The organism is Candidatus Frankia alpina, assembly GCF_902806485.1.
Taxonomy (GTDB): Bacteria; Actinomycetota; Actinomycetes; order Frankiales; family Frankiaceae; genus Frankia; species Frankia alpina.
On record NZ_CADCWT010000030.1, the window covers coordinates 1 to 15,252 of the forward strand.

The window sequence follows — 15,252 nt, forward strand, 5'->3', positions numbered from 1 at the left end:
ATATTGGGTGTGGGCGGCACCGGGCCGATGCGTCACATCCGCGACAGAATCCGGTGCAGATCTTCGCCGGTGGGGCGCGCGGACGGTCGGGTGCCGCCCGCGCGCTCCGCGGATGGTGCGCTGCGCTCCGGAGAACTCAGATGAGGCCGAGCGCGCGGACGGCGTCGCGCTCCTCGGCGAGCTCACGCACCGAGGCGTCGATCTTCTCCCGGGAGAAGACGTCGAGCTCCAGACCCTGCACGATCTCGAACTTCCCGCCGGCGGCGGTCACCGGGAACGAGGAGATGAGCCCCTCGGGCACGCCGTAGGAGCCATCCGACGGGATCGCCGCGGAGGTCCAGTCACCCTCGGGGGTGCCGTTGGTCCAGGTATAGACGTGGTCGATGGCAGCCGAGGCGGCCGAGGAGGCCGAGGAGGCGCCGCGGACCTCGATGATCTCGGCGCCGCGCTTGGCCACCCGCGGGATGAACTCCTCGGCGATCCACTTCTGGTCGCCGACGGCCTCGGCGCCGCTGCGGCCGCCCACCTGGGCGTGGAAGATGTCCGGGTACTGGGTGGCCGAGTGGTTGCCCCAGATGGTGATCTTGCGGATCTCGGCGCTGGGGACGCCAAGCTTCTTCGACAGCTGCGCGATCGCACGGTTGTGGTCGAGGCGGGTCATGGCGGTGAACCGCTCGGCGGGCACGTCCGGCGCATGCGTCTGGGCGATGAGCGCGTTCGTGTTCGCCGGGTTGCCGACGACCAGGACCCGGATGTCCTCCGCCGCGCCGCTGTTGATCGCCTCGCCCTGCGGTTTGAAGATGCCACCGTTGGCGGACAGCAGGTCGCCGCGCTCCATGCCCTTGGTCCGGGGGCGGGCGCCAACGAGCAGGGCGACGTTGGTGCCCTCGAACGCCCGCTTGGCGTCGTCGAACACGTCCACCCCGGCCAGCAGCGGGAACGCACTGTCCTCGAGCTCGAGGGCGGTGCCCTCGGCCGCCCGGACGGCCTGCGGGATCTCCAGCAGCCGCAGCTTCACCGGCGTGTCCGCGCCCAGCAGCTGGCCCGACGCGATGCGGAACAGCAGCGCGTAGCCGATCTGACCGGCGGCGCCGGTAACGGTGACGTTGACGGGCGTTGAACTCACTGGCATCTCCTGGTGCAGGTCGTCCGGAAGCTCGGGTGGCGGACCGGGACGACCGACGGCGATCGTGGACCGGCCCACGAGAATGCGATGTCTATATGCCGCCCCAACGATGCTAGTCCGACCGCCTGCAACAGGGGGAGCTTGGCGGGGCGGAGCGGCTCACACCCCCCCCCGACACCGTGTCGGCACGGCCGGCGGGCGCGCCGACGTCGGCCCGCGGACGTGCGAGACGGCCCGCGCGGGCCGGGCGCCGCGGGGGACGGGCGAGCCGCGACTCCCCGGCGGTGCCGGCCCCTACTGGCCGATCTCGTCGCCGCAGCGGGGTACCAGCGGCACGAGCTCGAAATGCTGCGCGTCGGCGGCGACCTGCAGAAAGGTATAGCAGCGGTTGATCTGCCCGAAATGCGCGGAAAAATCGATCGGGGCGGGCAGCAAGCTGTCGGCGTCGTAGCCCTTCAGCCCGCGCAGCCCTCGGATGAACGCCTCCCGGCTCGGGCACGCCCCGGCCGCGGTGAGCCCCCGCAGGAACATGTCGGCCGAGATCCAGCCGGACAGGGCGGCCTGCTGGGCCGGCGGTGACACCTGCGGGGCGTACTTGATCATGGCTGCCAGGAAGCGTTGGTGCGCGGGCGTGCCCAGCTCGAACGGCTGGTAGTCGACGAACGTGTAGAGGCCGGCGAGCACCGGGCCGAAGACCTTCAACAGGCGCTGGTCGTAGCTGACAGGCGACAGGATCACTCTCAGGTTCGCACGCGCGGCGCGGGCGCCGACGACCACCTGGCCGAAGGCGGCGCCGGTGACCGCGCCGACCAGGACGTCCGCGCCGCTGGCCCGCACCTTCTCCCCGATGCCGGGGATATCGATCGGCCCGGTCGCGTCGACCCGCCCGGCGACCCGGATACCCGCCGCCTGCAGGCTCAGCGCCAGCTTGTCCGCCATCGTCACCGACGTCGCCGAGAACGCCGACTGCGCGATGATCGCGTTGCGCCCGCCGCGTTCGGCCACGAACGCGCCCCAGGTGGTGACGGACGGCCCATCCGAGATCATGTTCGAGTAGCTGAACATGTTGTCGTTCTGCGTCCAGGCCGCCTCCAGCGACGTACCCGTCACCGGTATCCGCCCGCCGTGCAGGTACGTCGCGGAACCGCTGGCGACCGAGGTCGACTCGATGATGCCGAAGACCCGGTCGGTCTGGACCAGCTCACGGGCACCGGCCTCGTTGCCCGCGGGGCTCGAGGCGTCGTCGCGCCAGGTGTACTGGACCTGGCGACCGCCCACCCCACCGGCCTCGTCGGCGACCCCGAGCCGCGCGTCGACGCCAGCCCGGAACGGCGCGAACAGCGACGCCGCATTGCCGGTGTCCGGGTAGAGCAGTCCGAGGCGCACCGAGTCCGGGGTGACGCCCGGTTCGGCGCAGCGCGGCGCCGCCGGTCTCTCGTCGCCGGACACCCGGCAGCCGACCGCCCCCAGCGCGACCGCCAGGCCCAGCAGGCCGACGACGATGCGGCGGCGGCCCCGCACCCGACGCCGCAACCCGTCCTCCGGTCGGCGGCGGCCAGCGGCCGCAACCGTGACGCTGCTCACTCCTCTAAGCTTGAAGCACGGCGTCATGCACGGATGCCATTCCGATTATTTTGTGAGATTCGCCAGAACGCCGATTATGCGGGTTTAGGCTGCGGGTCACGCTGGATGCCCGCCGAAATATTCGCCGACCCACCCGTGCCATCTGACCGGCGGGGGAGGATGGGGCGATGGCCGCGGCGAAACCGACCCTGAAGATCGAGTACTGCACCCGCTGCCGCGGGCGGCCTGGCTCGCCCAGGAGCTGCTGACCACGTTCGAGGGTGATCTGGCCGAGGTCTGCCTGGTACCCGCGACGGGCGGGGTGTTCGTCGTCCGGCTCGGTGACCGGGTGCTCTGGGACCGGCGGGAGCAGGGCTTTCCTGAGCCGTCCGCCGTCAAGCGGCTCGTGCGGGACGAGGTAGCGCCCGGACGCCCCCTCGGCCATGTGGAGGCGCCGACGCCCGACCCGGACGCCTGAGCTCCGCCACCGGAAGCGGCGGGTCAGAACGCGGCGGCGGCGGCGCGGGCGATGGCCTCGTCCAGCGGTGCGGGAGCACCGCTGACCCCGACGGCGCCGACGATCCTTCCGTCCCGCCGCAGCGGCAGCGCGCCGGTCAGTCCCGAACCAGGCTCGGGCTCGGGCCGATCCCAGCCGCCGAACCCCTCGTCCCCGAGGGAACCGCCCTCGCCGCCGGTGTGGTTCACCAGGCGGGCCGGCACGGTGGGCGCCCGCGCCGCGCAGGCCCGGTCGACCGAGATGTCGGCGGTCTGCAGGCGGGCGTTGCCCATCCGGACATGGGCCACCAGAATGCCTGCGTAGTCGACGACAGCGAGGTTAACCGGTTGGCCGAGGTGAATCGCATACCTTTCCCCGGCGGCGATGATCCGACGGGCATCCTCGAGCGATACGGTCATCCGCGACTCTCCCCATAAAGCGGCGTTCCGGTGCGCCTGACCATAGGCCCAGATCGGCTGTCGGGTGGTGGAAGGCGCGCCGCACAACAACCCTCGCTCACAGCGGTTCCGCACGCGAGCGACGGGACGCAGAAGGACACATGTTGCCCGCATCCGGTGCGCTGATGCCGCCGCCTGGGCGGAAGGGGCGCGGGACACGGGGAAACAGTGAGGTAGCGGACGCGGACCGGGCGGCGGCACCGGCGGCGCAGCACCGCCGGCGGGATACGGGGGCCCGGGACTACCTCAGCGCCCGGCTCGCCGCCGGGGTCGCCCGCCCGGGCCAGGCGGGTGGCCCAGCCGGACCATCACCGCCGCCTCATGCGGGCCACCTGCGCCGAGGTGGTGAGCGCTGGCGGCGGCGGTCCACGTCGCCGCCGCCCGCGCGGGACACTCACGACCGACCCGCGCCGTTGCGGGCGGCCGTGGTGAGCTCGGGTGGCCTTCGGCCGGTCAGGCCGCCGCGGCCAGCGGGAGCACGACCCGGGGGAAGCGGTGGATCAGCCGGGTCGTGAGCTGACCGCCGTCGAGCATCTCGAGCAACGCGCCGACCCGGCGGTGGTCCAGCCGGCCCGACCGATACAGGCCCCGCAGCCGCAGCAGACCCGGCAGGTGCGCCTCGATGGCGCGCTGGTCGGGTCGGGGGGGCGCCGTCGAGCCAGGCGTCGAACTGCCCGCCGGTCATGATCTCCCACACGATCGTGTCGGCCACGGCGCCGGTGCCGTCGGTGATCGTCACCAGGTGGGGCACCCGGACCAGGTCGTGCAAACCCGCGAGATCCGGCCGCAGCCCGGCGGTCACCACGTTGGTGGGGAGTCGGGGATCGAGACCGGCTACCGGGCGCCGCAGCACGTTGCGCAGGTGGGAGGCGAAAGCCAGCGCCAGCGCGCTACGCCCGGGCGGGCTTGGGTGGGCGTGCAGCACGATGGCGTCGACGCCGGCCGAGCGCACCTGCTCGGCGGCGGCCCGGACCAGCCACGCCGGCTCGACCAGGACGAAGCCCACCTGCGCCCGCCGACGCTCGGCGGTCGTGTCGCCGTCGTCCTGCCACGAGCCCGGCGCGCCGAGGGATTCGTGGGTCCACTGACAGGTGATGAGCCCATCGGCACCCGGCAGTGAGAGCAGGGGAAGATCTCCCGAGCTGAAGATCCGTTCCGTGGTGGGCGGGCGCATGCTGTCTCCGGTCCGGTTGGCCGCAAGCACCGCGAAGGCGATCGCCGGCCGCGGCGGCGGGTCGGTACGGGAAGGGACAGAACGGGCCTCGTTGCGCCGCATGTCCGTCCGATCCAGCAGGTCAGCGGCCGGGGCGACGTCGCGTTGCGACGTCTGGGCCAGCCACGCGTGCTGCGGGCTACGAGCGAGCGGAGCCCGCACGGCCGTGGCGCGCGCCTGCCGGGAAGGGACGACCGGAGTCAGCAGGACCATGATGGCGGGCGTCTACTGGAGAAGGTTGTCGAAATCGCCATCCTTGGCCCCGAGTATCAGAGCCTCTATCTCAGCTCGGGTATAGACAAGGGCTGGGCCGTTCGGATGCCGGGAGTTGCGGACGGCCACCTCGTCGCCCGGCAGCTTCGCCATCTCGACGCAGTTGCCCTGCGAGTTGCTGCGTCGGCTCTTCTGCCAGGTCACGCGCTCCAGCGCCGCCGCCGACATGCCACTGTAGATCTTGGTCACGCGATCTCCTGAAGACCCGAGTAGCCGTGCCACGACGGCCCTCACCCCACGCAGTCCGCCCCGTCGCACCGCCGCACTGCGATGGACACCTCGCCGATCACACCGGACGGGTCCACCCCCGAGAACCCCTACCGATGCACCCGCGTGTGCGCCTGCACGAACTTCGGCTCACGATACAGCACGGTCAGGTGCACGTGCATCAAGCGGGTCGCATGTGCGCACCCCAGCCTCACGTGCGGCCGTCCATGCGCCCGCCGCGGTCGCGGGCCTCGGGACGGGGCGCCCGCCCGGCGGCCGCCTCCCCCCGGCGGTGCTAGCACTACTGGTTCAGGGTCGACAGAGATGACCCGAAAGAGCGAGCAAATCACCCCAATTAATCCCCAAGGTGATGAATCGCGCAACCGGACGGTGGCTCCGTAACGGCGCATCAAGGGATGTAGCCGACATAGAGGTCGCTGACTTGCGGGAATGACGCGCAAGCGCCGCAGGGCACCGGGACGCCCGCGGCGAGGGACGCCGATCGGGGGGAGCCCGCCGGTGTAAAAGTTCATAGCCCCGACAGGTCGGACATCGGGATGCGGCCGGTGACGGCCGAGTCCCGGAGCCGCGTGAACGCTCTGGGGACAACGCAATGGGAACCCATCGTCAGACCATCAGGAGGGACCTCGCACCACGCAAAGTCTCACCGGTCGCACCTGCGCTCCACTGTCTCGGTGCCGGAACATCTCCGGCCGCCGCTGGGGTGGGAACCTCGCCGGCCACCACCGGTGGGCGACGCGAGCACCACGACCGGGCCGTCAACCCGGCGGAATTCACCCGAGTGGGGAGTCGGCCGTCCTACCCGGCCCCGCGGTCGAGTGGAATCAGACGACAGGCAACCCTGCCAGCACCGGCGCCCCATGCCGGCGCGGAGGCGACCGGCAGCCCAGGGGCACCAGGGCGACGTCGAGTGCGAAGCGCCGGGGAACGTGGACACCACGGGCCGGGCGGGCGAGCGGGAACGCGAGAGAGTGGAGCGAGAGAGTGCGAGCGGGAGGACCGAAGGGGGTGAGGGGAATGGAAGCGGCTCGATGCGGCAACTTCGGAACGAATCGGAGGGTTCGCGTCACTGAGAGCTACCATCGATCCTTGGCCACACCTTCGGGGGCCTCTACACCACCAGGCCAGCGGACGCCCACCGCCAGCACCCTCTGTGAGCGTGTATACAAATAACCCTCGCTGCGCTAAACAAGCAGCTGCCGCCCAGACAAGAGAACTAGCCACATATCCGGATCCAGAAGATCAGATGTCATACTCTTGCGTTGACCGATGGCGAGGGGGCCGACCGTGACGACAGCTCAGCCGGGAAGTGGGCCGACCGTGCGTCGGATCCTGCTCGGCTCTCAGCTCCGTCGACTTCGCGAGGAGAAGGGCATCAGCCGGGAGACCGCTGGATACCACATCCGCGCCTCCGAGTCGAAGATCAGCCGGATGGAGCTGGGACGAGTCAGCTTCAAAGAGCGGGACGTCGCCGACCTGCTGACCTTCTATCAGGTCACGGACGAAGCCGAGCGAGCTCCATTGCTGTCGCTCGTGCGCGAGGCGAACACCGCCGGCTGGTGGCAAAACTTCAACGACGTTCTCCCCACCTGGTTCCAGCCATACGTCGGGCTCGAGGAGTCCGCCCAGCTGATCCGCACCTACGAGCTGCAGTTCATTCCGGGCCTGCTCCAGACCGAAGACTATGCGCGAGCCATCATCACTCAAGGTAGCAGCGGGGCGCCGGTCGACGTGATCGAGCGGCGGGTGAGCGTCCGAATCAACCGGCAGAAGTTGCTTTACCGCAAGAACCCACCGCGACTGTGGGTGGTCATTGACGAGGCGGCGCTGCGCCGGCCGATCGGCGGCCCGAAGGTGATGCGCGCGCAGATCGAACATCTGATCAACCTCACGCCGTTGCAGAACCTCACCCTGCAGGTGATGCCCTTCGCCTTCGGGGGCCATGCCGCCGAGGGCTGCGCGTTCACCATCCTGCGCTTCCCGGAGATGGACCTGCCCGACGTCGTCTACCTCGAGCAGCTCACCGGCTCCACCTACCTGGACAAGCGCGAGGACGTCGACCGGTACATGGAGGTCTACAACCGGCTCAGCGTCGACAGCACGACGCCGGCGTCCACCCCTGAGGTGCTGCGGCGGATCGTCAACGAGTACTGAGCCCGCGCCGCGCCGGGCCTGCCGCGGGGGCCTCCCCGGCGCGGGCCGTCGGCGCGGCTCGGGTGGACGGCGGCCAGGTGAGTTCCAGGCTCACCCACTGATCGTCCAGATCGACGCCGATCTCCACTTCGGGGGCGCCCACCTCGAGCCCGGTGGCCGGCCAGGTGTCGCCGGCACCGTCGGACCAGGGCGGCGGCACCCCGTCCGGCCAGGGCAACGCGACGAAGACGCTCCCCCCGTCCAGCGCCCATAGCACCGTGACGATCGCCCGCCCGCCCGAGGCCGCGGCGAGCACCGCGCCGACCTGGTCGGCCAATGCCACCCGCGCCGGCGCCGAGCGCAGATCGCCGGCGAGCTGGACCTCGACGCTGATCCCCGCGTTCTCGGCGTCGGCGAGCACCGGATCCAGGTCCGCGAGCGCAGATGACGGCCCGCCGCCGGTCAGCATCCGGCGGATCACGACGGCCCGCACCGCGCAGCGACTGCGCACAGCCGCCGCCCGCGGGTCGAGCCGGCCGTCGGCGATCCCCGCCAGCAGCGGCAGCACGTCCGCCTCTACGGTGCCCAACCACTGGACGCGCTCGCGGCGGATCATCAGCAAGGCGTCGATGCGCGCGGCGACCTCCGCCTCTGCCGCCAGGGTGCGCGCGGTGATGTCGGCGGTGGCGCGCAGCAGCGGGCCGAGCATGGCGGTGACGATCTGGACGCCGCACGCCCCGTAGATGCTCGAGCTCAGCCGGGCGAACACGAGCGAATTGTCCGTGTCCCGGACAAGAACCAGCCCGACCAGCAGCAGGATCGCCGCCACCGTGGCGGCGATCCACTCCCGCCGCGGCCGGGAGGCGGTGATGAACGCCAGCAGCAGCGGCAGGATGTACAGCGGCCAGTCGGCGATCCGAACGATGTCCGGCCCGCGGGTGTTCGCCGTGCCGACGACGGTCACGGCCAAGCCCACCACCAGCAGTACAGCCGATTCGGCGCGCCCGAGCGGCCGGTCCCGAACCCGCCGTGCGGTCTCGGCGACCACCAGCGCGAGGACCACCCACAGCAGCGCCGCGACCGGGCGCGCCCGCACCCAGCCGAGCGTCGCGACCATCGGCACCAGCATGATGATCAGCCAGAGACCGGCGACCTGCCCGACGGCACGGCGCAGCCCGGCGGCGTAGGCGCTGGCGAGGTCGTCGGCGATCGCGGTAACCCCACGACGATCGGCGACGACCCCATGGCGGTCCGCGGCAACCGCGGCCGCACCCCGACGGCCGGCAGGCGGACCACCCCGCGCCCCGCCAGGGATCATCGGCGTATCCCGCGACGTGCGCCACTGGAGCTGCACGGTCGTGCCGCGCCCCGGCGCCGAGACGATGTCGACCGTCCCGGCGACGTCCTCGAGCCGGCCAACGATCGAGCGGCGCAGGCCGGGCCGGGCCGGGTCGACCCGGCTCGAAGCCGCGGCCGGCGTCGGACACCCGCACGGTGACGACGCCCGACCCGCCGTCGATGCGGACCCGCGCCCGGCGAGTGCCGGCGTGGCGCTCCACGTTCGCCAGCGCCTCGCCGACGGCTCCGGCGAATGCGGCGCCGACGACGGCCGGCAGCTCGGTGAGGACCGCCCCACGGGCGGCGCCGCGCAGATGATTGTCGAAGGTGACCCGCAGCCGCGGGCTGGTGGCGTTGCGGACGACCTCGGCGAGGCGCTCGTCGATGGCCGGCCCGGTCGCCTCCTCCGGGTCAAACAGGCCCTGCACGGCGGCGAGGCTCTGCGCGCAGCGCCGGCGTGCCAGCGCCACATCCCGCCCCCCGCCCCAGGCGATGCCGGTCAGCGTGTTGAGGACCGTGTCGTGGATGATCCGCTCGCGCTCTCGACGGTCCCGGGTGACCGCGTGGACCACCGCCTCACCGCGGTGGCGCGCCACGACGTTCGCCCAGCGCCGGTCGGCGGTACGGGCGATCTGACGCAGCCGGCCGATCGCGAAGCCCAGCAGCCCCGGCACCGGCACCAGCACCAGCACCAGCACCAGCACCAGCACCAGCATGGCCGACTCGACGATGACCTGCGGGTTGTGCCCCCAGCCCCCCACCAGAACGCCGGCGCCGAGCAGCAGCACACCCGGCGCGGCCAGCAGCGGCGGGAAGGCCCACACGGCGACGATCGCGACGTTGACGGCGGTCAGGAACACGAAGTTGCCGCTGTCCCCCACCGACTCCGGCGGCAGCCAGCGCTCGGCCGTCAGCGCCAGCGCGACGACGACACTCGCGGCGGCCAGCGGGCGATCCACCCCGCGGCGCAGGCCCATCACGCAGAAGAACACGCCCCACCCGACGCTGAGCGCCACGACGGCTGGCCCGCGTACCAGTGCCAGATGACCAGGTAGAACAGGGTCAGCAGGATGGCGACGGCGCGCAGCGCGACGAGCACCGCGGCCATGACCCGCTCCAGCGCCCGGTAGGCGGCACCCAACTCGACCGACGCGCGGCCCAGCTCCAGCACGGCGGCGCCGAAGGCGGTGTCGGTGATCCCATCGGCGGCCCTCAGCCCGCCCGGCGGCGGCCTACGATGGCGGCCGGTACCCCCGGATTCGGTGCCCTCCGCCGTCCCCATGGTGGGAGCAGTGCCACGGGTCACCACCGTGGTTCCGTCCTGGTCGGTGGTTCCATCATGATTCGACAGTTCCATCCTGGTCCGACAGTTCCGCCATAGTGGCATCGCTTCCGACCCGAGGCCCCCGGGCACGCTGGTCGCAGGCTACAGGCCACTCACCCGTTGCCGCCTGCGAAGGACGCCTGCGGCGGCTCATCGCTACGAACCGGGCATCGGGCGGTTCGTAGCGGCGGAATCAGCCGGCCGGTGGCCGGTGGTTCCCCGTGAGCGGGTAGCCCCGTGCCCGCGGTGCCCTAGGCTTGACGGCGTGCGGAAGGACAGCCCTTGAAACCTCCGCCGTTCGCGTCCCCGCCGCGCTCTCCCGCCGCGCCGAGGACCTCCATCCCCCTCCGCCGCCCGGCCCTGGCATCGCCCCCGCGGCGGACCCGACCACCCCACGGAACCTGACTGTGACGGACGAGACCCCCGCCCGGGAGGCGCCCGCCTCCGAGCGCCCCACGCCGGCCGCGGACCCGGCCCGCGTCGCCCCGGCCCGCGTCGCCCCGGAATCAGCCGACCGCCGGCGGGCCGGCCAGGAGGGAACGGTGCGGGTCGAGGACCTCTCCGCCCGGCTGGCGGAGCTGGGGCCCGGCGACGCCCACCGGCTCGGCCGGCGGCTCGCCGACAGCCGGCGTACCCGGGAGCCCGCGGCGCGCCGACGCGCCCTGCGGGCTATCGCCGCCGACGTCGAGCGAGCCGCCGCACGGGTGGCCCGGCGCCGGGCGAAGGTGCCGGCGCTGAGCTACCCCGACATCCTGCCGGTGACGCAGCGCAAGGACGAGATCCTCGCCGCGATCCGCGACCACCAGGTCGTGATCATTGCCGGGGAGACCGGCTCCGGCAAGACCACCCAGCTGCCGAAGATCTGCCTGGAGCTCGGCCGCGGGGTACGCGGGATGATCGGTCACACCCAACCGCGGCGGATCGCCGCGCGCACGGTCGCCGACCGCATCGCCGAGGAGCTTGGCACCCCATCGCCGCAGGCGGGCGGGGGCGTGGGCTACCAGACCCGGTTCACCGACCAGGTGCATGACGACACCCTCGTCAAGCTGATGACCGATGGCATCCTGCTGGCCGAGATCTCCACGGACCGGTCGCTGCGCCGCTACGACACGCTCATCATCGATGAGGCCCACGAACGCAGCCTCAACATCGATTTCATCCTCGGCTACGTACGCTCGCTGCTCCCCCGCCGGCCGGACCTTAAGATCATCATCACCTCCGCGACGATCGAGACGGCCCGGTTCTCCGCGCATTTCGGCGACGCCCCCGTCATCGAGGTCTCCGGGCGCACCTACCCGGTCGAGGTGCGCTACCACCCGCTGGTGCCGGGCGCCCGCGACGCCGACCCGGCCGCGTCGCCACCCACCGAGAAATCGGGCGGCGGTCGCGGGGCCGGTCGGGCACGCGACGGCGGAAGCGGTAGGAACGGCGGGAACAGCGGAAGCGGCGGGAACGGCGGCCCGAGCGGCCGGCGTGGCCAGCCGGCCGAGACCGAACGGGATCAGACCCAGGCGATCAGCGACGCCGTCGACGAGCTGTGCGCCGAGGGCCCCGGCGACATCCTCGTGTTCCTCAGCGGGGAACGGGAGATCCGGGACACCGCCGAGGCGCTCGCCCGCGAACAGCGGCCGAACACGGAGATCGTGCCGCTCTACGCCCGGCTCTCCGCCGGCGAGCAACACCGGGTCTTCCAGCCGCACACCGGGCGGCGGGTGGTGCTGGCGACCAACGTCGCGGAGACCTCGCTGACGGTTCCCGGCATCCGTTACGTCATCGACCCCGGCACCGCGCGCATCTCCCGGTACAGCCATCGGACGAAGGTGCAACGCCTGCCGATCGAGCCGGTCTCGCAGGCATCCGCGAACCAGCGCAAAGGCCGGTGTGGGCGCACCGCGGACGGCATCTGCATCCGGCTCTACAGCGAGGAGGACTTCGCCGGCCGACCCGAGTTCACCGATCCGGAGATCCTGCGGACGAACCTGGCCTCGGTGATCCTACGGATGGCCGATCTGGGGCTGGGCGACATGGCCACCTTCGGCTTCCTCGACCCGCCCGACCCGCGCCAGATCAGCGACGGCGAGCTGCTGCTCACCGAGCTCGGGGCGTTCGACGCAGGCGGCACGGACACAGGCAGCGCCGACACAGGCGCAACCGGCTCGAGCCGGACCGCATCGGGCCGGCGGATCACGCCGATCGGGCGGCGCCTCGCGCAGATCCCGGTGGATCCCCGGTTGGCCCGTATGGTCCTCGCCGGCGATGAGCAGGGCTGCCTGCGGGAGGTGCTGGTCATCGCGGCGGCGCTGGCCATCCAGGATCCGCGGGATCGCCCGGTCGAACACCAGCAGGCCGCCGACGAGCGGCACGCCCGGTTCGCCGACCCGACCTCGGACTTCCTCACCTACCTGAATCTGTGGAACTACCTGCGTGATGCTCGCGGCGAACTGTCCGCGAACCAGTTCCGCCGGATGTGCCGGACCGAGTTCCTCAACTACCTGCGCATTCGCGAGTGGCAGGACGTCCACGGCCAGCTCGCCGCCGTGGCCCGCGGCCTGGGCCTGAACGCCGAAGCCCGCTCCGGCGACCGCACCGACAACGGTGCCGGCAACAGTGGCGGCGGGGGCAACGGTGGGGGCGGGGGTGCGGCCGATCCGCGGGTGGTGCATCAGGCGCTGCTGACCGGCCTGCTGTCGCACATCGGCCGGTACGACGCGGAGCGCCGCGAATATGCCGGGGCCCGTGGCAGCCGGTTCGCGCTGTGGCCGGGGTCGGCGCTGGCCCGGGGCCGCGGCCGGGCCGACCGCGCTGCCGCCACGGAGGCCACCGCCACGGACGGGACGGAGCCGGACACGCCGCGGCAACGTTCGTCCGGGCCACCGGCCTGGGTGATGGCCGCCGAGCTTGTCGAGACCTCGCGCCTGTGGGGGCGCACCGCGGCACGGATCGACCCGGACTGGATCGAGCCGCTGGCGGGGCATCTGGTGCACCGCACCTACAGCGAGCCGCGCTGGTCACGCCGGCAGGCAGCGGTGCTCGCCGACGAGCGGGTGACGCTGTACGGGGTACCGATCGTCGCCGGCCGCCCGGTGCAGTACAGCCGGGTCGACCCGGAGCTGTGCCGGGAGCTGTTCATCCGCCATGCCCTGGTCGAGGGCGACTGGCAGACCCGGCACGAGTTCTTCCAGCGCAACCTGCAGCTGCTCGCCGACGCCGAGGAGCTGGAGCACCGGGCCCGCCGGCGCGACCTCGTCGTCGACGATGAGGCGCTGTTCGGCTTCTACGCCGAACGCATCCCGGCCGACGTCGTCTCCGCCCGGCACTTCGACGCCTGGTGGCGCAAGGCCAGACGTAGCACCCCCGACCTGCTCGACTTCCCCCGGTCGCTGCTCGTCTCCGCGGGCGCGGCGGACGTCCGCGAGTCCGACTACCCCGACGTCTGGCGGCTCGGCGACCTGGCCCTGCCGTTGAGCTACCAGTTCGAACCGGGCACGGCGGCGGACGGGGTCACCGTGCACATCCCGCTGGCCGTGCTCAACCAGGTGGGCGCCGAGGGCTTCGAGTGGCAGGTCCCGGGGCTGCGCGAGGAGCTGGTGACCGCACTGATCCGCGGGCTGCCGAAGGTGGTCCGGCGCAGCTTCGTCCCGGCGCCGAACTACGCCCGCGCGGTGCTCGAGCAGCTCTCCCCCGGCCAGACGCCGCTGCTGGTCGCGGTCGAGCACGAGCTGCGCCGGATGGGCGGGCCGGAGATCCCGCGGGACTCCTGGTCGCTGGCCGCCGTCCCCGGCCATCTACGGATCACCTTCCGGGTCGAGGAGGCCCGCGGGGCGGTGCTCGCCGAGGGCAAGGACCTCGACGCGATCAAGCAGCGGCTGCGGCCGCGGACCCGGCAGGCCGTCGCCGCCGCGGCCGACGGCGTCGAACGTGCCGAGCTACGGTCCTGGGACGGTGTCGGCAGCCTGCCCAAGGTCGTGGAGCTGCGCCGCGGCGGCCATGTCGTCAAGGCGTTCCCGGCGCTGGTCGACGAGGGCAGCTCCGTCGCGATCCGGGCCACCGACACCGAGACCGAGCAGCGCCAGGCGATGTGGGCCGGTACCCGCCGGCTCGTGCTGCTCGGCGTCGCTTCGCCGATCCGCGGCCTCAACGGCCGGCTGTCCAACGCGGCGAAGCTCGCCCTGAGCCACAACCCGCACCGCGACGCCGCCGACCTGCTCGACGACTGCGTGCGCGCCGCCGCCGACCGGCTCATCGCCGCCGCCGGCGGACCGGCCTGGGACGAGGCGGGCTTCACCGCGCTGCTCGCCGCGGTGCGCGCCGGCCTGCCCGAGGCGTCGTTCGCGGTCGTCCGCGAGGTCCAGCAGGTCCTCGCGCTCGCGCACAGCGTCGATCTGGCGCTGCGTGAGCTGCGCGCCCCCGGGCTGGCCGCCTCCGTCGCCGACGCCCGCGGGCAGCTCGACGCGCTGATCCACCGCGGCTTCGTCACCGAAACCGGGGCGGATCGGCTGGCCGACCTCGTCCGCTACCTCACCGGGCTGCAGCGCCGGTTGGAACGGCTGCCCCGCGACCCCGCCCGCGACCGGCTCAACACGGCGACCGTCGGGCGGACCTGGGAGGCGTACCGGGAACTGCTCGCGACGGTGCCCGCGGGCCGGGAGCCCGGCGAGGAGATCCGCCGCATCCGATGGATGCTCGAAGAGCTGCGCGTCAGTCTGTTCGCCCAGAACCTGCGCACCCCGTACCCCGTGTCGGAGGAACGCGTCTACCGCGCCATCGACACCCTCCTCGGCTGACGGCCTCCCGTCCGGCGCGGGGGCCGGCCGGCTTCTTCCTGTACCTACCCCGGTTCCTGCGCCTACCCGGTTCCTTCACCTCTCGGCAGAGTTCCGCGCTCGGCCTCCCCGCTTATCCGGAGGCTTCCGCTCGGCGCCCGGAGGCGTCTCGGCGTTCGACTTGTCACCGGTACCGGAAGCCCGCGGCCACGTCAGCGGAGCGCGCTCGGCCGAGAGGCCGGTTCGAGAGGCCGGTTCGAGAGGCCGGTTCGCGGGTCGGCAGCTTCGTCGGGCATCGGGGTCCTCTCCTGTCCGTGGGACTGCGCGTAATGATCCA

Annotated in this window: 10 protein-coding genes and 1 pseudogene; 4 read left to right on the plus strand and 7 right to left on the minus strand. The window is 72.4% G+C overall.

Annotated elements, in window-relative coordinates; all coding sequences use genetic code 11:
* Positions 1 to 136: 136 nt before the first annotated feature.
* Entirely contained in the window at positions 137 to 1,126 is a 990-nt protein-coding gene (locus G6R25_RS05835) for a malate dehydrogenase (RefSeq protein ID WP_163552166.1), read from the minus strand.
* Between the two features lie 294 nt (positions 1,127 to 1,420).
* On the minus strand, positions 1,421 to 2,710 hold the full coding sequence (locus tag G6R25_RS05840; RefSeq protein ID WP_419469310.1) for an ABC transporter substrate-binding protein: 1,290 nt from the start codon (positions 2,708 to 2,710) through the stop codon (positions 1,421 to 1,423).
* A gap of 167 nt (positions 2,711 to 2,877) precedes the next feature.
* Between G6R25_RS05840 and G6R25_RS05845 the strand changes: the two are divergent.
* Positions 2,878 to 3,167 (plus strand): annotated as a pseudogene (locus G6R25_RS05845) (Rdx family protein).
* Positions 3,168 to 3,190: 23 nt separating this feature from the next.
* On the opposite strand, the gene G6R25_RS05850 reads toward G6R25_RS05845, so the two are convergent.
* The 3 genes from G6R25_RS05850 to G6R25_RS05860 form a co-directional block, all read right to left on the minus strand.
* Positions 3,191 to 3,604 carry a heme-binding protein gene (locus G6R25_RS05850; RefSeq protein ID WP_163552168.1) on the minus strand — a complete coding sequence of 138 codons (414 nt, stop codon included), beginning with the start codon at positions 3,602 to 3,604 and terminating at the stop codon, positions 3,191 to 3,193.
* Between the two features lie 433 nt (positions 3,605 to 4,037).
* Positions 4,038 to 5,069, minus strand: coding sequence for a hypothetical protein (locus G6R25_RS05855; RefSeq protein ID WP_235947552.1), 1,032 nt, complete (start codon positions 5,067 to 5,069; stop codon positions 4,038 to 4,040).
* 12 nt (positions 5,070 to 5,081) lie between these two features.
* On the minus strand, positions 5,082 to 5,318 hold the full coding sequence (locus G6R25_RS05860) for a DUF397 domain-containing protein (protein ID WP_009742485.1): 237 nt from the start codon (positions 5,316 to 5,318) through the stop codon (positions 5,082 to 5,084).
* A 1,326-nt stretch (positions 5,319 to 6,644) separates the two neighbouring features.
* Between G6R25_RS05860 and G6R25_RS05865 the strand changes: the two genes are divergently transcribed.
* A complete protein-coding gene (locus G6R25_RS05865) occupies positions 6,645 to 7,511 on the plus strand; it encodes a helix-turn-helix domain-containing protein (protein ID WP_163552169.1) in 867 nt (288 codons plus the stop codon).
* Here the strand turns inward: G6R25_RS05865 and G6R25_RS26325 are convergent.
* Positions 7,498 to 8,808 carry a hypothetical protein gene (locus tag G6R25_RS26325; protein ID WP_163552170.1) on the minus strand — a complete coding sequence of 437 codons (1,311 nt, stop codon included), beginning with the start codon at positions 8,806 to 8,808 and terminating at the stop codon, positions 7,498 to 7,500. The two genes, G6R25_RS05865 and G6R25_RS26325, sit on opposite strands and share 14 nt — an antisense overlap.
* A gap of 40 nt (positions 8,809 to 8,848) precedes the next feature.
* Between G6R25_RS26325 and G6R25_RS26330 the strand changes: the two genes are divergently transcribed.
* On the plus strand, positions 8,849 to 9,883 hold the full coding sequence (locus G6R25_RS26330; protein ID WP_163552171.1) for a hypothetical protein: 1,035 nt from the start codon (positions 8,849 to 8,851) through the stop codon (positions 9,881 to 9,883).
* Here the strand turns inward: G6R25_RS26330 and G6R25_RS26335 are convergent.
* Complete coding sequence (locus G6R25_RS26335; RefSeq protein WP_163552172.1) at positions 9,805 to 10,185, minus strand: hypothetical protein; 381 nt, start codon at positions 10,183 to 10,185, stop codon at positions 9,805 to 9,807. The genes G6R25_RS26330 and G6R25_RS26335 overlap by 79 nt on opposite strands.
* Before the next feature lie 374 nt (positions 10,186 to 10,559).
* Here G6R25_RS26335 and hrpA point away from each other — a divergent pair, with 374 nt between their 5' ends.
* Positions 10,560 to 14,936, plus strand: coding sequence for an ATP-dependent RNA helicase HrpA (hrpA, locus tag G6R25_RS05885; RefSeq protein ID WP_419469311.1), 4,377 nt, complete (start codon positions 10,560 to 10,562; stop codon positions 14,934 to 14,936).
* Positions 14,937 to 15,252 lie beyond the last annotated feature (316 nt).